The organism is Modestobacter lacusdianchii (genome assembly GCF_054177765.1).
The window spans coordinates 154,593-174,462 of sequence record NZ_JBJJTJ010000005.1; the positions used below are offsets into that span (position 1 = coordinate 154,593).

17 protein-coding genes, 2 tRNA genes and 1 pseudogene are annotated in these 19,870 nt (G+C 72.3%); 5 read left to right on the forward strand and 15 right to left on the reverse strand.

What is annotated here, in order from left to right; translation table 11 throughout:
• Nucleotides 1-119 precede the first annotated feature (119 nt).
• Complete coding sequence (locus ACJTNH_RS05435; protein WP_458173387.1) at nucleotides 120-392, forward strand: hypothetical protein; 273 nt, start codon at nucleotides 120-122, stop codon at nucleotides 390-392.
• Nucleotides 393-396: 4 nt separating this feature from the next.
• Here ACJTNH_RS05435 and ACJTNH_RS05440 read toward each other — a convergent pair whose 3' ends face one another.
• The 4 genes from ACJTNH_RS05440 to ACJTNH_RS05455 all read right to left on the reverse strand — a co-directional run bounded on the left by ACJTNH_RS05440 (nucleotide 397) and on the right by ACJTNH_RS05455 (nucleotide 3,107).
• On the reverse strand, nucleotides 397-1,140 hold the full coding sequence (locus ACJTNH_RS05440; RefSeq protein ID WP_458173389.1) for a rhomboid family intramembrane serine protease: 744 nt from the start codon (nucleotides 1,138-1,140) through the stop codon (nucleotides 397-399).
• 134 nt (nucleotides 1,141-1,274) lie between these two features.
• On the reverse strand, nucleotides 1,275-1,811 hold the full coding sequence (locus ACJTNH_RS05445) for a peptidylprolyl isomerase (protein ID WP_458173391.1): 537 nt from the start codon (nucleotides 1,809-1,811) through the stop codon (nucleotides 1,275-1,277).
• Nucleotides 1,812-2,318: 507 nt separating this feature from the next.
• On the reverse strand, nucleotides 2,319-2,888 hold the full coding sequence (locus ACJTNH_RS05450; RefSeq protein ID WP_097197168.1) for a hypothetical protein: 570 nt from the start codon (nucleotides 2,886-2,888) through the stop codon (nucleotides 2,319-2,321).
• Nucleotides 2,889-2,894: 6 nt separating this feature from the next.
• Nucleotides 2,895-3,107, reverse strand: coding sequence for a hypothetical protein (locus ACJTNH_RS05455; RefSeq protein WP_097197189.1), 213 nt, complete (start codon nucleotides 3,105-3,107; stop codon nucleotides 2,895-2,897).
• Nucleotides 3,108-3,640: 533 nt separating this feature from the next.
• Between ACJTNH_RS05455 and ACJTNH_RS05460 the strand changes: the two genes are divergently transcribed.
• Entirely contained in the window at nucleotides 3,641-3,808 is a 168-nt protein-coding gene (locus tag ACJTNH_RS05460; RefSeq protein WP_164704576.1) for a hypothetical protein, read from the forward strand.
• A gap of 156 nt (nucleotides 3,809-3,964) precedes the next feature.
• On the opposite strand, the gene ACJTNH_RS05465 is transcribed toward ACJTNH_RS05460, so the two are convergent.
• The 4 genes from ACJTNH_RS05465 to ACJTNH_RS05480 form a co-directional block, all read right to left on the reverse strand.
• A complete protein-coding gene (locus ACJTNH_RS05465; protein ID WP_176523087.1) occupies nucleotides 3,965-4,555 on the reverse strand; it encodes a DinB family protein in 591 nt (196 codons plus the stop codon).
• A 68-nt stretch (nucleotides 4,556-4,623) separates the two neighbouring features.
• Nucleotides 4,624-5,232, reverse strand: coding sequence for a cadmium resistance transporter (locus ACJTNH_RS05470; protein WP_097197169.1), 609 nt, complete (start codon nucleotides 5,230-5,232; stop codon nucleotides 4,624-4,626).
• Nucleotides 5,233-5,362: 130 nt separating this feature from the next.
• Nucleotides 5,363-5,611, reverse strand: a complete 249-nt coding sequence (locus ACJTNH_RS05475) for a hypothetical protein (RefSeq protein WP_458173394.1) — start codon at nucleotides 5,609-5,611, stop codon at nucleotides 5,363-5,365.
• Nucleotides 5,608-6,000 carry an ArsR/SmtB family transcription factor gene (locus tag ACJTNH_RS05480; RefSeq protein ID WP_097197171.1) on the reverse strand — a complete coding sequence of 131 codons (393 nt, stop codon included), beginning with the start codon at nucleotides 5,998-6,000 and terminating at the stop codon, nucleotides 5,608-5,610. The genes ACJTNH_RS05475 and ACJTNH_RS05480 overlap by 4 nt, the downstream gene beginning before the upstream one ends.
• 379 nt (nucleotides 6,001-6,379) lie before the next feature.
• Between ACJTNH_RS05480 and mobF the strand changes: the two genes are divergently transcribed.
• The 3 genes and pseudogenes from mobF to ACJTNH_RS05495 all read left to right on the forward strand — a co-directional run.
• Nucleotides 6,380-10,024 (forward strand): MobF family relaxase, encoded by a 3,645-nt coding sequence (gene mobF, locus ACJTNH_RS05485; RefSeq protein ID WP_458173397.1) that lies wholly within the window; start codon nucleotides 6,380-6,382, stop codon nucleotides 10,022-10,024.
• Nucleotides 10,025-10,183: 159 nt separating this feature from the next.
• Nucleotides 10,184-10,408, forward strand: coding sequence for a helix-turn-helix transcriptional regulator (locus ACJTNH_RS05490; protein WP_116452079.1), 225 nt, complete (start codon nucleotides 10,184-10,186; stop codon nucleotides 10,406-10,408).
• 162 nt (nucleotides 10,409-10,570) lie between these two features.
• Nucleotides 10,571-11,518: pseudogene (locus ACJTNH_RS05495) on the forward strand (tyrosine-type recombinase/integrase); the annotation flags it as partial.
• Between the two features lie 205 nt (nucleotides 11,519-11,723).
• Here ACJTNH_RS05495 and ACJTNH_RS05500 read toward each other — a convergent pair.
• The 7 genes from ACJTNH_RS05500 to ACJTNH_RS05530 all read right to left on the reverse strand — a co-directional run bounded on the left by ACJTNH_RS05500 (nucleotide 11,724) and on the right by ACJTNH_RS05530 (nucleotide 19,810).
• Nucleotides 11,724-11,796: transfer RNA gene (locus ACJTNH_RS05500), tRNA-Ala, on the reverse strand.
• 24 nt (nucleotides 11,797-11,820) lie between these two features.
• The gene (locus tag ACJTNH_RS05505; RefSeq protein ID WP_458173399.1) at nucleotides 11,821-11,961 is read right to left on the reverse strand and encodes a DLW-39 family protein; all 141 of its coding nucleotides are present in this window, start codon (nucleotides 11,959-11,961) and stop codon (nucleotides 11,821-11,823) included.
• Nucleotides 11,962-12,078: 117 nt separating this feature from the next.
• Nucleotides 12,079-12,152 (reverse strand) — tRNA-Ile (locus tag ACJTNH_RS05510).
• A gap of 128 nt (nucleotides 12,153-12,280) precedes the next feature.
• Complete coding sequence (locus ACJTNH_RS05515; protein WP_458173401.1) at nucleotides 12,281-13,291, reverse strand: DUF3566 domain-containing protein; 1,011 nt, start codon at nucleotides 13,289-13,291, stop codon at nucleotides 12,281-12,283.
• A gap of 243 nt (nucleotides 13,292-13,534) precedes the next feature.
• Nucleotides 13,535-16,003: a DNA gyrase subunit A gene (gene gyrA, locus ACJTNH_RS05520; protein WP_458173403.1), complete on the reverse strand. Its 2,469-nt coding sequence runs from the start codon at nucleotides 16,001-16,003 to the stop codon at nucleotides 13,535-13,537.
• Between the two features lie 174 nt (nucleotides 16,004-16,177).
• Nucleotides 16,178-18,214 (reverse strand): DNA topoisomerase (ATP-hydrolyzing) subunit B, encoded by a 2,037-nt coding sequence (gene gyrB / locus ACJTNH_RS05525; protein WP_458173405.1) that lies wholly within the window; start codon nucleotides 18,212-18,214, stop codon nucleotides 16,178-16,180.
• 339 nt (nucleotides 18,215-18,553) lie between these two features.
• The gene (locus ACJTNH_RS05530) at nucleotides 18,554-19,810 is read right to left on the reverse strand and encodes an APC family permease (protein WP_458173407.1); all 1,257 of its coding nucleotides are present in this window, start codon (nucleotides 19,808-19,810) and stop codon (nucleotides 18,554-18,556) included.
• Nucleotides 19,811-19,870: the final 60 nt, after the last annotated feature.

Below are 19,870 nucleotides of genomic sequence, written 5' to 3' on the forward strand. Positions count from 1 at the left end.
CGTCGAGCAGCGAGCGGGCCGCGACCCGCGGGCCGGCCCCGGGACGTCTGGGACGTCCTGTCCCGGTGATGCTATGCCTCGGACGCAGGCGTACCAGGAGCTGCTGACAAGCTGGCGGCGTGCAGTGGTCCCCCCAGGTCGGCGAGACCGTCGCGGTGGCCGTCGCTGGTCTGGGGCTCGCGCTGGCCACCCTGCTGGTCGACCCGGTCGGGCGGGTGCTGGTCGGCGCCGCCGCCGTCCTGCTCCTGGCCCTGGCGGCGCGCGACGCGCTGCTGCGCCCCCGGCTCCGCGCGGACGCCGACGGTGTCCTGCTGGTGCTCGGCCGGCGCGACCTCGGCGTGGACCCGGCGACGGTCGTGGAGGCGCTGCAGGACGCCGGCGCGGCGTCCTGACGGGTCAGCGCAGCTGACCGAACACCAGCACCAGCAGGACGACGACCAGGACGGCCACCCCTGCGACGGCGAGCGGCCGTCGCCGGCCGGCGAACACCAGCACGGCCGCGGTCAGCGCCCCGGTGACCAGGCCGCCGAGGTGCCCGAGCAACGAGACGCCGGGCAGGAAGCTGATCACCAGGTTGATGCCCAGCAGGGTGAGCAGGCCGCGCAGGTCCTGCTTCTGCTGCACCAGGACGACGCCGAAGGCGGCCATCAGGCCGTAGATCGCCGCGGAGGCGCCGACGACCCCGCCGAAGTAGCTGCCGAACAGCTGCAGCGCGGCCGCGCCGCCGAGGGCGGACACCAGGTAGACGGTGAGGTACCGGGCCCTGCCCAGCATCCGCTCGAGCTCGGAGCCGAACAGCAGCAGGGCGAACATGTTGAGCAGCAGGTGCACCGGGCTCACGTGGGTGAAGGCGCTCGTCGGCACCCGCCACCACTCGCCCAGGTCGACCAGGAAGGGGGCGAGGACGAACTGGTCCTGCAACGGTGAGTCGAAGCTGCGCAGCGGGTCGACCCCCACGCTGACGGCCGAGATCGCGGTCGCCACCCCGATCAGCACGTTGACCGCGATCAGGGTCAGGGTGACGACCCCCCAGCGCCGTCCGGCCAGCCGGACACCGCTGCCCCGGCGGGGCTGACGCACCGCGGCGTTGCCGGCCCGGACGTCGTCCGGGCACTGGAAACCGACCGCGGCCGGGTTCATGCACTCCGGGCAGATCGGCCGGCCGCAGCGGGTGCAGCGCACCCCGGTGGGCCGGTCCGGGTGCCGGTAGCAGGTGGCGGGGGGCGCCGGCTGCGGTCCACCCGCGCCGGCGCCCCCGATGCCCTCGGGCGTGGTCAGCTGCGCTGCACCTCGACGGACTCGATGACGACGTCGTCGACCGGGCGGTCACCGCGGGCGGTGGGGGTGGTGGCGATCCGGTCCACCACGGCGCGGCTGGCCTCGTCGGCGACCTCACCGAAGATCGTGTGCTTGTTGTTCAGGTGCGGGGTGTTGGTGACGGTGATGAAGAACTGCGAGCCGTTGGTGCCCGGTCCGGCGTTGGCCATCGCCAGCAGGTAGGGGCGGTTGAACGACAGGTCGGGGTGGAACTCGTCGCCGAAGCGGTAGCCGGGGCCACCGGTGCCCTGACCGAGGGGGTCGCCACCCTGGATCATGAAGCCGTCGATGACGCGGTGGAACACCGTGCCGTCGTAGAGCCTGGCGGTCGTCTTCTCGCGGGTGCGCGGGTCGATCCACTCGCGGCTGCCCTCGGCGAGCTCGGCGAAGTTGGCGACCGTCTTGGGCGCGTGGTCGGGGAACAGGTCGACGGTGATGTCGCCGTGGTTGGTGTGCAGGACGGCGCGCCGTGCGGCGGGGGTCTGTTCGGTCACGACCACCACTCTCCCACTGCTGCCCGGGAGCCTGCCGGGTACCCGGTCAGGAGCGGCTGTGCGGGCGCACGCACGGGGGCGGGGCCGGGAGTGGAGACGAGGGGAATCGAACCCCTAACCCCCGCCTTGCAAAATCGACCGAGGGGTGGTTTGACAGAATGGGCTATGACTGAAAACCCATCCTGACCAGCACTTTCATCGTCGGCCGTCGTCGGGCGATGTTGGCCGTTTTCGGCCGTTTTGCGGACTATCTGCGGACTGTGTGCGGACTGGACGCATCACAGCCGTCGCTCCGACTGCTGCGTTCGGAGGCGGCACCCGCCCCATCCCCGCAGGAGCCTCTCCGACTGCGCCGGCCGCCGGAAGGGCGCTGCGCGTCCCTGCGGGATGGGCCTGCGGCCCACCCTTCCCCCGGCGCTGCACAGTCGGAGGCGAGCTGGTTATGGGGAAGCGGAGTAGACACTCGGCTGACCGCCCACGTTCTGCTTCGGCGCGGGAGGGCTGACGTCACCGATCCGCTGGTGGCGATGGCGGGTCCTCCGACCAGGATCGGTAGAGCTGGTGGATGCCCTCGGACTCGGCCAGCACGGTGCGCCACCGGGGATTCTGCGGCTCCCCGCCCATCTCAATGCACCACTGCACCGCCGACTCGAGGGTCTGTCGCGGCGTGACGAAGTGCCCGTCAGGTCGGACGGTGTAGAGGTGGAGGTGCGGGAAGGTGGCGTGACTCCGACCGGTCGGGTGCCAGTGCATCGCCCACAGCTTCGCGTTGTCCGGAGTCCTGAACTCGTACAGGTAAGCCGAGGTGGTGACCCGCCAGCGCCCCTGCTCGATGTCGTACCTCTCGGGGTCGGTCGGGACGATCCGATAATGCATGGACGCCAGGAACCGGCAGCCGGCTGCGTCACCACGCAGGAGGAGGCCGTCGCCGCCGTTGAGGCTCCACAGGTGCGTCTTGCCCGCGGTGGCGCGGCCGCCCGGCGAAACGACGATCTTGCCGACTCCGAGGCAGGCTACCGCCCGCTCAAGAGGGGTCAGGAACGCCTCGACCGCTTGATACGGCGACGCTCCCGGCACGAGTCGTCAGCGCACGAGGGGCAGGGCCATGAGCACGTCGAGCAGCCCGGGATGGGCATCAGGATCGACGTCGTCGAACGTGCCCTCGTCCAGGGCGACGAGGAAGTCCTCCCCGCTCAGGTCCAGGGCACGGCGGGCGATCCGGTCGAAGGCGACGGCAGCTTCCTCGGGGGTGAGCTCCTTCGCTTCGACGGACGCATTGCTCTCCGCGATCGACACGAGCACCCCTCCTTCATCCACACGTCCCTCCACAAGGACGTCCACACCCACGTGTCTACAGGGTGCCACCGACGAAGCGATTCGGGGAGTCAAGGCGTATGCGCCCGTCACACGTTCGGGGCGGACCGTCGCGCTCCCTGGCCGCCCGCGCCCGGCGTCGCACATCTGCCGCGACTGCGCCCGGCCCGCGGCCACGCAACCGCGGGAAGACGGCGCTGAGGCGGGAGGCTCTCCGGGCATGGACGTGACGCTGCTGTACTTCGACGGGTGCACGACCTGGCAGGTGGCTGACCAGCGGCTGCAGGAAGCGCTGGCCCGCGCCGGCCGCGACGACGTGCGTGTGCAGCGCCGCCTGGTCAGCACCCCGGAGCAGGCCGAGGCCGCGCGGTTCCGCGGGTCGCCGACGGTGCTGGTGGACGGGCGGGACCCGTTCGCAAATCCCGCTGCCCCGGTCGGCCTGTCCTGCCGGGTGTACGCACTGCGGACGGCCTGGCCGGATCACCGACGGTCGACCAGTTGCTCGCGGTCCTGCAGTGAGGCTGCCCGGCCGCCGGCTCGTCGGCACCGACGAGATCCGGTCGTGCGGCTGCTGTGGCCGCGACCTGCCGGTGACGGCCGTGCACGAGCTCGGCGCCACCCCGGGCGTCTACATCTGCCGCCGCTGCGGGTTGTGGGCCGCGACCCGGATCGGCCGCCGGTAGGACGGCACCGCCCGGTGCCCATCCGGGTCGGCGGTCAAGCGATCGGCAGACGGGGAACGATGTCGGCCAGCGACGGGCACCGGCCGACTCCTTGCACGCAAGACGTCGCGGTGTCTGTTCATCCGGTCCGGTGTTGGCCCTGCGCTGATGGCGGCGTCACCCGGCCGGTCGCTTCGGGGCCGCGGCGGCAAGGGTGAGCTGGCGGCGGTGATGCTCGAAGTGCCGGGCCGGATACCGGTACACGTCGGCCAGCGACATGAAGCCGAAATACGGGTCCCACCCGGTCGGGAACGGCATGCCGCGGTGCAGCGCCTCTTCGGGCTCGCGGTCCAGCTGGCGTTTCAGCGCAGCGGTCGTGCGGTCGGCCAACGACCCCATCCGGGCGTGGTCGAACACCCGCGCCGCGGCCACCGATCCCCAGTAGTTGATGACGTGGAACGGCCGGGTGGTGAAGTTGAGCAGCGCCGCCCATCCCCGGCCGACCGGGGCCGGCAGCCGGCTGACCAGGCGCACCAGCGGCAGCAGCACCCGCACGACGTGGAAGCCGAAGACCATGTGGAACAGCAGCTGCTCGTTGGTCCACCGGGTGCCGTCGCTGGGGCGGCGCAGGTCGGCGGCATCGGCGCCGGCGAGCAGCTCGTGTAGCGACGCCCGGGCCGCGTCCATCTCTCGCGCGATGGCCAGCCGGTCCACCAGCGATTCGCCCGCCGGCGTCGCCCCGGGCACCGTTTCCGGAGATCTGCTCATGTGACCACCGTGGCCGCCACCGCAGGCACAGGCAAGGCGCCTGTCCGCCGCATCCCCCTCCGCCGGTGCTACAGCCCGAACGCGCCGCCCTCGACGAGGATGACGATGCCGAGGCCGATCAGCACCAGCGGGAACAGTACGTGCTCCCAGCGCTCGAGAACCTCGGCGATCGGCTTGCGGGTGGCCACGAACCGGGCCGCAGCGACCAGCACCGCAACCAGGGCCAGGAACACCGCGGAGTAGGCGACGATGCCGGCGGTGCCGACGGTGGCGAACACCGGCACGTACACGCCGATGTTGTCGCCGCCGTTGGCGAACGTCACCGCCGCAACGGTCAGCGCGCTCACCGACTTCCCGGCGACCTTGCCCTCGTCGTCATCGTCATCGTCGTCGTCGCCGCGCCAGGCCCGCCAGGCTGCGAGCAGGCCGAGCGCCAGCGGGATGAGCCCGAAGTACGGGATTGCGGCCTCGGGCAGAAAGCTGCGCGCGCCCAGTGCGACGAGTACCGCCGCGGCCAGGATCGCGCCGAAGCCCAGGTACTGGCCTGCGAGGATCGCTGCGGTGGTGCCGCGCCGGCCGGCGCCGCGGGCGTAGAACAGCGACAGCACGATGATGTCGTCGATGTTGGTGACCACGAACAGGCCGAGCGCCTGCAGCGTCCAGGTGGCGACGTCCACGAACAAGTTCTCCGATCAGTGTTTGCCCGGGTGGGCGTGGTGCGGCCTTCGGCCGGTCGTGCATGTGTGGGCGTGCCGGCGAGCGGGAGCGTCTGGTGGGTGGGTGCTCCGGCGAGCGGCGCCGGGCGGGTCAGGCGGCGATGCGCTCCGGGTCGGCCGGTGCGGGCAGCCGGCCGATGCCGGGCAGGAACCGGCCGGCGCGGGTGGCGAAGGCGAGGTAGGCGGCGCCGTGCACCGCGCGCAGGTACGGCTCCTCGATGCTGCGGACCTGCAGCTGCACCGCGACCACCAGCGCGGCCAGCGCCGCGGCGCCCAACCAGGCCCGCTCGGCGTCGGTTAGCTCGGAGTGCGCGTGGACCTGGGCCGGGGCCACGCTCACCGGACCGTCGTTTCAGCGGTTTCCGCGGCGCCGACAGGCAGCGGCACCGACGAGCCGGCGACCGCGGTCAGCAGTCGGTGGCCGGCGTCGGTGAGCCGGTACATGACCAGCTTGCCGTCGCGGCGGGACGTGGACAGGCCCGCGGTGCGCAGGACGCGGCAGTGGTGCGAAGCCAGGTTTTGCGACAGCTCGGTGATCCAGGCAAGGTCGCACACGCACAGCTCCTCGCCCAGCTGCAGCGCCACAGCGATGCGCAGCCGGGTGGGATCGCCCAGCGCCTTCGCCTGCGCGGCCAGCGCCCGCGCCCGCTCCTCGCCGGTCAGCGCGGCACGGACCGCCTCAGCGTGCGGCAGATCGAGACACAACAGCTCGCAGGTGTCGCCGTTCATCGGTTCCCTTCGCATCCCGGTCGAGTCCAGACCAACATAGCAACAGGCGTTGGTACGAGCGAGCTGCGGCGGGATGTCGCCGCGATCTGGTCGAGGGTCACTGGGGCCGAGCGCGACCTGACGCCAGACCGGACCAGCATTCGCAAGCGGTGATCGTCCTCGTTCACGAGTTCAGTCAAGGCAATGGATTATTGCCAATAACCACCGGCATTGATCATCTAGATGCCGCCACGTGCTGAAAGAGAACGCCAATATTCCGTGAAGAACGGCACGAATGCTACCTTTGGCGGTAGTTCGGGCCCCGCTTTGCGGGGCCCATCGGCGTTTCTAGGGGTGACTTGTTGGTCATTGTCGGGTGGCGTTGAATATGCACGGTGGAATGAAAATCTACGCCGGCGCGCCGGCGGCTGCCCGGCACTACGTGGAGGCTGACCGCGGCCGGGCGGACGACTACTACCTCACCGAGGGCACCGGGATCGCCCGCCGGTTCACCGCCACCGACGGGCGCGTGGCCGAGCTGGCTCCGCTGACCGGCGACACCTACGAGACCTGGGTGGCCGGCCGCGATCCGGAGACGGGCGAGCCGAGGGGGCAGCTGCGCGGCGACGAGCACGCCGTGCGGTTCGCCGAGGTGGTGGTCAACGGCCCGAAGACCTGGTCGCTGGCCGCCGCGCTGCACTCGGACATTGCCCTCGCGTACGAGGCGGCGCAGGACCGCGCCGCCGAGCAGATCATCGCCTGGCTCTCGCAGCACGCCACCACCCGGGTCGGGCCGCGCGGCGGGCAGGTGCAGGTGCCGCTGGAGGTGCTGGAGGCGGCGACGGTTCGGCACTACACCTCCCGGGCGAACGACCCGCACTGGCACCTGCACCTACAGCTGCTGTCCCGAGTGTTCGCGGCCGGGAAATGGCGCGGCTTGCACACCGTCGGCGTCCGCGACTTCTTGGGCGCGATCAACGGGATCGGGCACGCCGCGATGGCGTGTGACCCGGAATTGAACGCCGCCTTCGCCGCGAAGGGCTACACGAAGGGCGGTACTGGAGAAATACTGGAGCTCGCCGAGTACACGGGCCCATTCAGTGCCCGGCACGCGCAGATCGCCCGGAATGTGGACCGCTACGAAGCCGAATGGACCGCGGCGCACCCCGGCGAATCCCCCGGGCCGGTGCTGCGCCGGGCCTGGGACGTCCGGGCGTGGGCCGACGGCCGTCCGGACAAGGTCACTGCCCAGCCCGGGGTCGGGCTGCAGGAACGCTGGCGGGCCGAGCTGTCCGCCCTCGGCTACCGCGACCCGGGAAAGCCGGTCGACCTGGCCCCCACCCCGATCGGGGCCCTCGATCGCGACGCGCTGGTGCAGCGCGCGCTGGCCCGGCTCGCGGCCGGGCGGTCGGCGTGGAACGCCGCCGACATCCGGGGCGAGGCCGAGCGGCTGATCGCCGCCGCAGGCGTCGTCGGCGACGCCGGGGTGCGCATCGAGCTGGCCGAAGACCTCACCGCCCGCGCGATGGACCGGTGCGTGCCGTTGCTGGACCGCGACGGGGTGCCCGAGCACATCCGCGCGTGGACCTCCCAGCCGGTCCTCGACGTCGAAGCCGACCTGACCACCCGGCTCGCCGCCCGCGCTGCGCGCGGCGTGCCGGACACCGACCTGGCACTCCCGATCGAGGGCGCGGCTGCCGCCGGCCGGCTGGATGCCGGCCAAGCCGCGGCGGTCGCCGCGCTCGCCGGCGACCGGCCCCTGGTGGTGGTCGAGGGCGCCGCCGGGGCGGGCAAGACCACCACCCTGTCCGCCACCCGCGACCTGCTCGAGGCGCAGGGCCGCCGGCTGGTGGTGGTCACCCCCACGCGCAAGGCGGCCAAGGTGGCCGCCGGCGAGGTGGGGACGGCCGCCGGGTCCGCGGCGTCTCTGGTCTTCCAGCACGGCTGGCGCTGGAACGACGAGGGGCGTTGGACCCGGCTCGCCGTCGGCCAGGTCGACCCGGTGACCGGCGGTGTCTACGCCGGGCCGAGCGAGGCGGCGCAGCTGCGGCCCGGGGATCTGCTGCTCATAGACGAGGCCGGGATGCTCGACCAGGACACCGCCCGCGCCCTGCTCACCGTCGCCGACGAATGCCAGGTCCGGGTGGCGCTGCTCGGCGACCGACACCAGCTGTCCGCGGTCGGCCGCGGCGGCGTCCTGGACCTCGCCATCGCCCAGGCCGACCCGGCGGCGCACCTGACACTCGACGCGGTGCACCGCTTCACCCGAACCGACGAGGAGGGCCGCACAACACCCGACACCGGCTACGCCGAGCTGACCCTGGCCATGCGCACCGGCGCCGACCCCGGCGCCGTCTTCGACGCCCTCCTCACCCGCGGCCAGATCGAGCTGCACCCCGACGCCGCCGCGCTGCAGGACACGCTGGCCGCCACCGCCGCCGCCTCTCATGCCGAGGGCCGACCGGTGGCGGTGGTGGTGGTGGTGGACACCCGCGACCAGGCCGCCGAGCTCAACACCGCCATCCGCGAACGGCTGGCCGCCGCCGGCCGGGTCGACGACCGGCAAGTCGTGATCACTGGGGCCGGGGAGCGGATCGGCGCCGGGGACCGGATCGCCACCCGGCGCAACGACCGCCACCTCGACGTCGCCAACCGCGACACCTGGACCGTCACCGCCGTCGGCCGCCGCGGCCGGCTGCTCGTCACCCCCGCTGTCACCCCCACCGGCACCGTCCCCGGGAACGGGTCCGGCGGTGTCACCCCGGCCGGCCTCGGGACCCGGGTACTGCCCGCGGACTACGTCACTGAGCACGTCGAGCTCGCCTACGCCAGCACCGCCCACGGCGTGCAGGGCGACACCGTCACCGCCGCGCACGTGGTGATCGGCGAGCACACCGGCGCCTCCTCGGCCTACGTCGGCATGACCCGCGGCCGGGAAAGCAACACCGCCCACCTCGTCGCCGCCGACGCCGACGAGGCGCGGCAGCAGTGGCTCGCGGTCTTCGCCCGCGACCGCGCCGACCTCGGCCCCGCGCACGCCGCCCAGCTCGCCGCCACCGAGGCCGCCCGCTACGCCCCATCCCGACCGCTGGCCGACGTGCTGGCCGAGCTGCGCGCGGCGTGGACCACCGAGCAGCGCTGCCTTCAGCGACTCGCCCACTGGGAGCCACAGCGCGAGACGCTGCGCGAGGTCATCGCGCTCGAAGCGCCCCACGCCAGCGAACTCGCCAACCTCGAAGCCACCAGTAGGCGGACGGCGATCACCGCCGAACAGGCCAAGCAGCAGGCCGCAGCCAGCGGCGCGGCCCTCGCCGCCCACGCCGACCGGGTCCGCGACAGCCTGCTCGCGCGCTGGGACGGCGAACGCGACGCCGCCCGCCAGGCCGCACGAGTCGTGCTCAACGGCCCCGGCCGGCTCGGACTCCGACGAGGCGCGGTCGCGCGGGCCGGCGAGCAGCTCACCGACTGGGCCGACCGGTGGCGGCCACACGTGCCGTCCCTGCCCACCGAGCGGAAGGACCTCGCGGAGGTTGCCGGCTGGTTCGACGACCGGCCCGCCCTTTGGAGGACGCTCGACGCCGCCGCCCACCAGGCGACCGAACAGGCCCACCCCGAACACGCCCAGCTCCGCGCCGCAGCCGACACCGCCCGGCACGCGGCAGAGCAGCCCCGGCGCGCACTGGCCGAAGCCAGCCGCCGGCGCGACGAGCGGCTCGACCGCTTCGGGCCCGTGGCCTGGACCCCCGACCCGGCCGGCCGGCTCACCGACCTCCAGCGCGACATCGCCGCCACCCGACAGGAGCTCACCGACGCCCGGACGCGCATCGCCACCCTCACCGCCGAGCCGGCCCTCCTCGCCCAGTCGCCCGAGCGGCTCGATCGCGAGCGCGAGGCCTGGCGCACATGGCGCACGGCCGGCCCCGACCAACGTGGATCGGCGCGCCCGCGGCCGCCCGCCCCCGTCCCGGGGGTCCCTCGGCCCGAAGAGGAGCGCCTCGGCTCGTCCCTCGCCCCGCGTGGCAGCGCCCCAGGCATCGGTCGATGAGCAGCGTGGCTCCGCCGGCGACCGCGGGTTCGGCCACGCGGAGCAGGAGAACAACTGGAGGTTTTCGGAAGCATCTGGCGGTCGGCTGTCAGCAAGGGCTCTGAATCGGCGCCTTCTCAGGTGACGGAGCCAGTCCACCCGACCAGAACGGAGCCAGCCATGCCCGACCATCCCGCCAGCCGCGAGCCCGAACTGCTCACCATCACCGAAGCCGCCGAGCTCCTCCGTGCTCCGGTCGCCACCCTGCGGTACTGGCGCCACCTGGGCACCGGCCCCCGCAGCTTCCGCCTCGGCCGCCGCGTCCTCTATCGCCACGACGACCTCCGCAGCTGGATCGACGCACAGCACGGCCAGGTCGCCCCTGGCCCACGAGGCAGGCAGTGAGCTGCCACCACCCGGCGCCCACAGGAATCCACAGAATGCCGATGCATCCACCGAAGAACAGGCGACCGACGGCAAGCTTGGCTCGGCAGATGCTCGCGTGAGCGGTAGAACCCCTCGTGCGCACGCCGTGGCCGGGGATCGAGGAGAGGCAGGTGGTCGGCGATGGTGTCGATCGCGAGAAGACCTGACGGTACGTACCGGCCGCGGTACCGCGACGAACACGGCAAGGAACACGCCCGCCACTTCAAGCGCAAGGTCGATGCCCAGCGATGGCTCGACGAGGTCACCGCGGCCGTGCAGACGGGCACCTACGTCGACCCCAAGCGGGCCAGGACGACCGTTGGAGAGCTGGCGCCCGTCTGGCTCGCCGGGAAGATCAACCTCAAGCCCACCAGTCGGGCCCGCTACGCCGACGTCCTCAAGACCCACGTCCTACCGCGCTGGGGGCACGTCGCGCTGATCCGGGTGACCCACGGCGACGTGCAGGCCTGGCTGTCCGAGCTCTCCGGCCGGGGGCTGGCCGGGGCCTCGGTCCGCAAGGCCCAGGGCGTCCTGTCGGGCATCCTCGGGCTCGCGGTGCGCGACCGGCGCCTGGCGGTCAATCCCGCCCTGGGCGTCGCCCTGCCGCCGATGGGCGAGAAGCGCCGGCGGTACCTCACCGCCGAGCAGCTCGACGCGCTCGCCGAGGCCGCCGGGCCCGGCCGGGTGGCGGTACTGGTGCTCGGCTACTGCGGGCTGCGCTGGTCGGAGCTGGCGGCGCTGCGGGTGCGGCACTTCGACCTGTTGCGCCGGCGGGTCCTGGTGGAGGAGGCGGTCACCGAGGTCGACGGCTCGCGCCTGGTGTGGGGTACGCCGAAGACCCACGGCCGCCGCTCGGTGCCGCTGCCGCGGTTCCTCGTCGACGAGCTCGCCCGGGCGGTCGTGACCCGCCCTGCCGACGAGCTGGCCTTCCCCTCGCCGCAGGGCGCGGTGCTGCGCAACCGGAACGCCCGGTCCGCCTGGTTCGACGCCGCGGCCCGGGCCATCGGGGAGCCCGGGCTCACGCCGCATGAGCTCCGGCACACCGCGGCCTCGCTGGCGATCAAGGCGGGAGCCAACGTCAAGGCGGTGCAGCGGATGCTCGGGCACGCCTCGGCGGCCATGACCCTGGACCGCTACGCCGACCTGTTCGATGACGACCTGGACGACGTGGCAGACCGGCTGGACGCCCTGCGGGCCGCAGCCCGCGGACGAGTTGCGGACTTTTTGCGGACTGAGACCCGGCGGGAGGGTTCGCCGGAGCCCCCGACGGAGGTGAATCCGCAGGTCAGCGGAGTGGAGACGAGGGGAATCGAACCCCTAACCCCCGCCTTGCAAAGGCGGTGCTCTGCCAATTGAGCTACGTCCCCGGCGGCGCGCGGCGCGCCGGTGGGTCAGCTGCGGGGGGAGCTCACGGCACCCGGGCCACGGGTGGCCTCGGCCCACAGGTCGGCCTCGCCCTTGCCGCTGCTGCGCTTGCGGACGGCGACCACGGCACTGGCAGCGAGCGCTGCCACCGCCAGCTTCTTCAGCACGCGGGACCTCCTCGGACGATGGTGGTCACCGCGGCCACGGTGACCGCTGACGGGCGACCGCGGGGTGGGAGACCCGGAACCGGCTCGGACCGGGATCTCCCACCATCGGTGCACGGGTGGGCCTGGGAGGACTTGAACCTCCGGCCTCATCCTTATCAGGGATGCGCTCTAACCGCCTGAGCTACAGGCCCGTGGACCGGTGAACAGCTTACCTTCCGCCCGCTGCACCTCCCCCAGGGGGGTGCTGCAGCCGGGTCGGTGACCACGCGCGCCGTTCCGGGCCTGTTCCTGGCGACCGGCCCGGAACGGCGCGGGGTGGTCAGTCGCGCTCGGCGAGGGTGACCTCCAGGCCACCGACGAGGTCCGAGCACAGGTTGTAGACGAAGGTGCCCACGGTGCACAGCGCCGTCAGCAGCACGATGTTCACCGCGCCGATGAGCGCCGCGCCACCGAAGACGACACCGGCGTTGATCACGGCACCGTCGGCGGTGACGTCGGTGCCGGTGGAGCTGCTCACCTGGCCGATGAGGTCGTTGAGGCTCTCGAAGACGCCGAGCCCGCTGAGCACCCCGTACAGGATGCCGACCGCGACCATCCAGACGAAGAACAGCGCGATCGACAGCACCAGGGAGATCTTCAGCGCCGACCAGGTGTCGATGTGCCGCAACTGCAGCCGGGCGCGACGCGGGCCACGACCGGCGCCCCGCACCCGTCCGGTGCCCTCTCGCCCGGTGGTCCCACCGGCCTGCCGGGCGCCGGCAGGGCGGGACGGGTCGACCGGACGAGCGCCGGCCGGAGGCAGCGGGACGGCCTGGGTGGACTCGACCGGCACCGACCCCGAGGCCGGGACCCCGCTGCGCGCGGAGGCGGGCCGGCCCGCTCCGACCGCGCGGTTGGTGCCGGTGACCGGCGGGACCGGGGGTGCCGGGGTGGTCACCGGGCGCGGACCGGGCTCGGCGGTGGGCTGTCCCGCCGCGGGCGCCGTGCCGGAGCCAGCGGCCGGCGCCTTGCCCGCCGCGTTGGGGCTCCAGCCGGGAGAGGTCGTCTCGTTCGGCTGCTGCGCGGCCGCCGGGGTCTTGCCCGCCGGCGCCTTGCCGGCCGGCGTCTTGCCCGCCTGCGCCGACGCCGTGGCCTGGGCCGGCTGTGCGGCTGCCGCGGGGGTCTTGCCCGGCTGGTCGGCAGCGGCCGCCGCGGGGGCGCCGGACCGGGACGGCTTCCCGCCGGCGTCCGGCGAGCTGCTCGCCGACGACGTCCTGGCCGGCTCGGCGCCGCCTGCCGGGGTGCCGGCGGGGTCCGGGGACCCGCCCGCCGACTCCGTCCGGTCGCTCACCGGGGCGGCGCCTGCCGGCGCCTCGTCGGCCGTGCCGGACCCCTCTCGGGACTCGGTACGCACCGAACCTCGCGCCCGGTCGCTCATCCCAGTCTCCCGTCACCCAGCGGCCCTCGCCGCGTCGCTGCACCCACCGGACCCGCTGCCCTGACGGGGACGCCGGTCCGGTCACTGCCGTGGTCGGCGTGCGGACCGGGAGCGGGACGTCGTCGTCCCGGATCCCGGTCCGTCATCCGCCTCACCCTAGGCGTCGGGCTCGTCGTTGTCCGTCGTACGCGCGATAGCCACGATCGACACGTCCTCGGGCAAGTTCATGAGCTTGACGCCCATGGTGGCCCGGTCGCGGGTGTGCCGCACGCCGTTGACCGGGGTGCGGATCACGCCGCCGCCGGAGGTGATCGCGTACAGCTCGTCGCCGAGCACCACGGCCAGCGCACCCACCAGGGCGCCCTTGCGGGCCTTGGGGTCGGCGGTGAGCACGCCCTTGCCGCCGCGGCCCTGCTCCGGGTAGTGCTCGATCCCGGTGCGCTTGGCGTACCCGCCCTCGGTGGCGACCAGCACGTCGACACCCTCCTGGACGACGATCATCGACAGCAGCTGGTCGTCGTCGGACAGCGAGATGCCCCGGACGCCCTCGGTGGCCCGGCCCATGGGCCGCAGCTGCGCGTCGTCGGCCTTGAAGCAGATCGACATCGCCTTGCGGGTGACCAGCAGCAGGTTCTGGTCGGGGCTGATCAGCGCCGCGCCGACCAGCTCGTCGTTCTCCCGCAGGTTGATGGCGATGACGCCACCGCTGCGCGGGGAGTCGAAGTCGGTCAGCCGGGTCTTCTTCACCTGACCGCGGGCGGTGGCCAGCACCAGGTACGGCGCGACCGTGTAGTCCTTGATCTGGATGACCTGGGCGATCTTCTCGTCGGGCTGGAAGGCCAGGATGTTGGCCACGTGCGCGCCGCGGGCGGTGCGCGCGGCCTCGGGGAGCTCGTAGGCCTTGGCCCGGTAGACCCGGCCCTTGTTGGTGAAGAACAGGATCCAGTCGTGGGTCGACCCCACGAAGAACTGCTGGACCAGGTCGTCCTGCTTGAGCTGGGCACCCATCACGCCCTTGCCGCCGCGCCGCTGCGAGCGGTACAGGTCGGCCTTGGTGCGCTTGGCGTAGCCGGTGCGGGTGATCGTGACGACCACCTGCTCCTCGGCGATGAGGTCCTCCATGGAGACGTCACCGTCGTTGGCCACGAACTGGGTGCGCCGGTCGTCGCCGTACTTCTCCACGATCTCGGCCAGCTCGTCGCGGACGATCTGCCGCTGCCGCTCGGGGGAGTCCAGGATCGCCTGCAGCTCGGCGATGCGGGCCTCGATCTCGGCCAGCTCGTCGAGGATCCGCTGGCGCTCCAGGGCCGCCAGCCGGCGCAGCTGCAGGTCCAGGATGGCGACGGCCTGGACCTCGACGACGTCCAGCAGCTCCATCAGGCCGCTGCGCGCGGCCTCGGCCGACTCGCTGCGCCGGATGAGCGCGATGACCTCGTCGAGGTGGTCGAGGGCCTTGGCGTAGCCGCGCAGGATGTGCGCGCGCTCCTCGGCCTTGCGCAGCCGGTACCGGGTGCGCCGGACGATGACCTCGATCTGGTGGCTCACCCACAGCCGGATCAGCTCGTCCAGTCGCAGCGTGCGGGGCACGCCGTCGACGATGGAGAGCATGTTGCAGCCGAAGGTGGTCTGCAGCTGGGTGTGCTTGTAGAGGTTGTTCAGCACCACCTTGGCGACGGCGTCGCGACGCAGCGTGATGACCAGCCGGCGCCCGACCCGGTCGGAGGACTCGTCGGCGATCTCGCTGATGCCCTGCAGCCGGCCGTCCTTGACCGCCTCGGCGATCGCCTCGGCCAGGTTGTCCGGGTTGACCTGGTAGGGCAGCTCGGTGACGACCAGCTGCACCCGCCCCCGGCTGTCCTCCTCGACGGTGACCACCGCGCGCATCCGGACCGAGCCGCGACCGGTGCGGTAGGCGTCCTCGATGCCCTCGCGGCCGACGATCAGGCCGTGGGTCGGGAAGTCCGGGCCCTTGACCCGCTCCATGCAGGCGTTCAGCGCCTCTTCCGGCTCGGCCTCGTGGTTGTCGAGCATCCAGAAGACGGCGGAGGCGACCTCGCGCAGGTTGTGCGGCGGCATGTTCGTCGCCATGCCGACGGCGATGCCGGCCGAGCCGTTGATCAGCAGGTTCGGGATGCGCGAGGGCAGGACCAGGGGCTCCTGGTTCTTGCCGTCGTAGTTGGGCTGGAAGTCGACGGTCTCCTCGTCGATGTCCCGCAGCATCTCCATGGCCAGCGGCGTGAGCCGGGCCTCGGTGTACCGCATGGCCGCGGCCGGGTCGTTGCCCGGTGAGCCGAAGTTGCCCTGCCCGTCGATCAGCGGGTAGCGCATCGACCAGGGCTGGGCCAGCCGCACGAGGGCGTCGTAGATCGACGAGTCACCGTGCGGGTGGTAGTTGCCCATGACCTCGCCGACGACGCGGGCGCACTTGACGGTGGCACGGTCGGGGCGGAAGCCCTGGTCGAACATCGCGTACAGCACGCGGCGGTGCACCGGCTTGAGGCCGTCCCGCACGTCGGGGAGCGCACGGCCGACGATGACCGACATCGCGTAGTCGATGTAGCTGCGCTGCATCTCCTGCTGGAGGTCGACCGGCTCGACGCGGTCGCGGCTGGGTGTTTCCGTCACGGTCTGGTTCTCCACAAGTCGATACACAGTGGTGGATGAGTGCGCAGCTCACGCGCCCACCCGCGGGCCGGCCCCCTCACAGGCGCCGTCGTCGGCCCCCTCGCAGGGCCCCGTCGGCCCCGCTGCAGGGTCCCGCCGCGAGCTTGCTCGTGGCGGGGGCAGCGGGGTCCTTCCTCAGACGTCGAGGAAGCGGACGTCCTTGGCGTTGCGGGTGATGAAGCTGCGGCGGGCGACGACGTCCTCGCCCATGAGCACGCTGAACAGCTCGTCGGCGGCGGCGGCGTCCTCGATGGTGACCTGCTGCAGGATCCGGGTGGCCGGGTCCATGGTGGTCTCCCACAGCTCCTTGGCGTCCATCTCGCCGAGGCCCTTGAACCGCTGGATGCCGTCGTCCTTGGGCAGCTTGCGACCGGCCTCGGCGCCGGCCTTCAGGACGGCGTCGCGCTCGCGGTCGGTGTAGACGTACTCGTCACCGATCTTGCCGCCCCACTTGATCTTGTACAGCGGCGGCATGGCGAGGTAGACGTAGCCGCCCTCGACCAGCGGCCGCATGAAGCGGAACAGCAGGGTGAGCAGCAGCGTGCGGATGTGCTGGCCGTCGACGTCGGCGTCGGCCATCAGCACGATCTTGTGATAGCGCAGCTTGGTGACGTCGAACTCGTCGTGGATCCCGGTGCCGAAGGCGGTGATCATCGACTGGACCTCGGTGTTCTTCAGCACCCGGTCGATGCGCGCCTTCTCGACGTTGATGATCTTGCCGCGGATGGGCAGGATCGCCTGGAACATCGAGTCCCGGCCGGACTTGGCCGAGCCACCGGCCGAGTCGCCCTCGACGATGTAGACCTCGGAGCGGCTGGGGTCGGTCGAGCGGCAGTCGGCGAGCTTGCCCGGCAGGCCGCTGACGCTGAGCAGGTTCTTGCGGGCGAGCTTGCGGGCGTCCTGCGCCGCGCGCCGGGCGCGGGCGGCCGACGCGGCCTTGGTGATGATCACCTTGGCCTCGGTCGGGTTCGCCTCGAACCAGTGGCCGATCTGCTCGTTGCAGACCCGCTGCACGAACCCCTTGACCTCGGTGTTGCCCAGCTTGGTCTTCGTCTGGCCCTCGAACTGCGGGTCGCCCAGCTTCACCGAGACGATGGCGGCCAGACCCTCGCGGATGTCGTCGCCGGTGAGCTTGTCGTCCTTCTCCTTGAGGAGCTTCTTCTCCACCGCGTACTTGTTCACGATGGAGGTCAGCGCCGCACGGAAGCCCTCCTCGTGGGTGCCGCCCTCGTGGGTGTTGATGATGTTCGCGAAGGTGTGCACCGACTCGGAGTAGGCGTCGGACCACTGCATGGCGACCTCGACCGACATCGCGGTGTCGTTCTTGCCCACGCCCTCGGCGGAGAAGCCGATGACCGAGCGGTGGATCGCGGTCTTGCGGCGGTTGAGGTGGGTGACGTAGTCGACCAGGCCCTCGTCGTAGCGGTAGGTCACCTCGGTGGGCTCGAACGCCTCGTCCTCGTGGCCGGGGGCCGGCGCCTCCTCGACGAGCGAGGCCTCGTCGGCCAGGCCGGTGTCGGCCTTGCCCTGACCGGGGCGCTCGTCGCGCAGCACCATCGTCAGGCCCTTGTTCAGGAAGGCCATCTCCTGGAGCCGGCGGTTGATCGTGTCGAACGAGTAGTTCGTGGTCTCGAAGATCGACGGGTCGGCCCAGAAGGTGATGACCGTGCCGCGCTTGTCGGTCGCACCGACCTCCTCGAGCTTGCCGGGCTTGGCCTCGTCGTAGTGCTGCTGCCACTCGCGGCCCTTGGTCCAGACGGTCACGTCGAGCTTGGTGGAGAGCGCGTTGACGACGGTGACGCCGACACCGTGCAGACCACCGGAGACGCCGTAGCTCTTGCCGTCGAACTTGCCGCCCGCGTGCAGGATCGTCAGGACGACCTCGACGGTGGGCCGCTTCTCGACCGGGTGCATGTCGACCGGGATGCCACGGCCGTTGTCCTCGACCCGGACGCCGCCGTCGGCCAGCAGGGTGACCCGCACGGTGTCGCACCAGCCGGCCAGGTGCTCGTCGACGGCGTTGTCCACGACCTCCCACACCATGTGGTGCAGGCCGCGCTCGCCGGTCGAGCCGATGTACATGCCGGGGCGCTTGCGGACCGCCTCCAGGCCCTCGAGGACGGTGATGGAGCTGCCGGAGTAGGCGGTCTCGTTCTGGGGCGCAGCGACCACGTGGGGCCCTTCTCTTGCGCAGCCGATCAGCCGGCGCGACCACGTCGACGACCACGTCGACCGGCGCAGGACGGCTCTCAGGGGGCTGCTGGGGGTGTGTCCCCTCCAGCGTACCGGGTCGACACACCTCAGGTGTGCCACCGACGCCCTGACGTCGCTCCAGAGCCCCTGGCGACACTCGAGCCACCACCCGTGTTGCCCCCGCCCCCGACACGCCGTCCTCCGGCCACTGGACGGCCCCTCCGCCGGGCCACCCCCCGAGACCCGGGTGCGAGGGTCAGGCCCCCTCGCAGGGGCCCGCCCCGAGGTACGAGGGGTGGGGGGCGAGGGGGTCCTTCCTCAGTTGACCGGGCCGCCGGAGGTGAAGCGGTCGGGGTCCAGCGGCGGGACGGCGGCCCCGGTGCGCCGGTTCACCAGCACGGTCACCCCCCACAGGAGCACGCCGACGCCGAGCAGGACGCCGGCGATCCGGTACTCCTCGGTGGGCCGCCCCGCCCAGGGTGTGGCCAGGAACGCGCAGGCCAGCGCCCCGATGACCGGCAGCACCGTCGGCGTGCGGAAGTGGTCGCCGTCCACCGGGTCGCGTCGCAGCACGAGCACGGCGACGTTGACCACGGTGAAGACGACGAGCAGCAGCAGGGCCGTCGTGCCGCCCAGCGCGGGGACGGCGCCGACGAAGGTGATCAGCCCGAAGGCCAGCGCGGTGGTGAACAGGATCGCCGTGGTGGGGGTGCGGCGGGTGGGGTGCACCCTGCCCAGCAGCGGGGGCAGCACGTGCTGGCTGCTCATGCCGTAGACCAGCCGGCTGGCCATCAGCATGTTGATCAGCGCCGAGTTGGCGACGGCGAACATCGTGATCACGCCGAACACCCCGATCGGGAAGCCCGGCGCCCCGGCCTCGACCACCTGCAGCAGCGGGGTGTCGCCCTCGCTGAGGGCGTCGGCCGGCACGAGCGCGATCGCCGAGATCGACACCAGCACGTAGATGACGCCGGTCGCCAGCAGCCCGGCGAGCAGAACCCTCGGGAAGATCCGCCGCGGCTCCTTGCACTCCTCGGCCATGTTCACCGAGTCCTCGAAGCCGACCATCGCGAAGAACGCCAGCCCGGTCGCGGCGATCACCCCACCCAGCACCGAGCGCTCCCCGGTGTCGAAGTCGGTCACCCGGGAGAAGTCGCCCTCGCCGGCGCCCAGCGCCCACGCCCCGACGCCGATCACGATCAGCAGACCGGTCAGCTCCACGCAGGTGAGCAGCACGTTGGCCTTGACGCTCTCGCCGACGCCGCGGTGGTTGACCAGCGCGACCAGCGTCATGAAGCCGAGCCCGATGAGGGTGATGCCGATGCCGTCGGAGAAGCCGAGGCCGAGCACGTCGGCGGCGTTGGCGCTGAACGCCCGGGCCGCGGTGGACGCCGAGGTGATCCCCGAGCTCATCACCGCGAAGGCGACCAGGAACGTGATGACGTGGACGCCGAACGCCTTGTGCGTGTACAGCGCCGCCCCGGCGGCCTGCGGGTACTTGGTGACCAGCTCCAGGTAGCTGAACGCGGTGACCAGCGCGACCAGGAAGGCGACCAGGAACGGCAGCCACACCACGCCCCCGACCTGGGCGGCGATGCCCGGTCAGCGCGTAGATCCCGGTGCCCAGGATGTCGC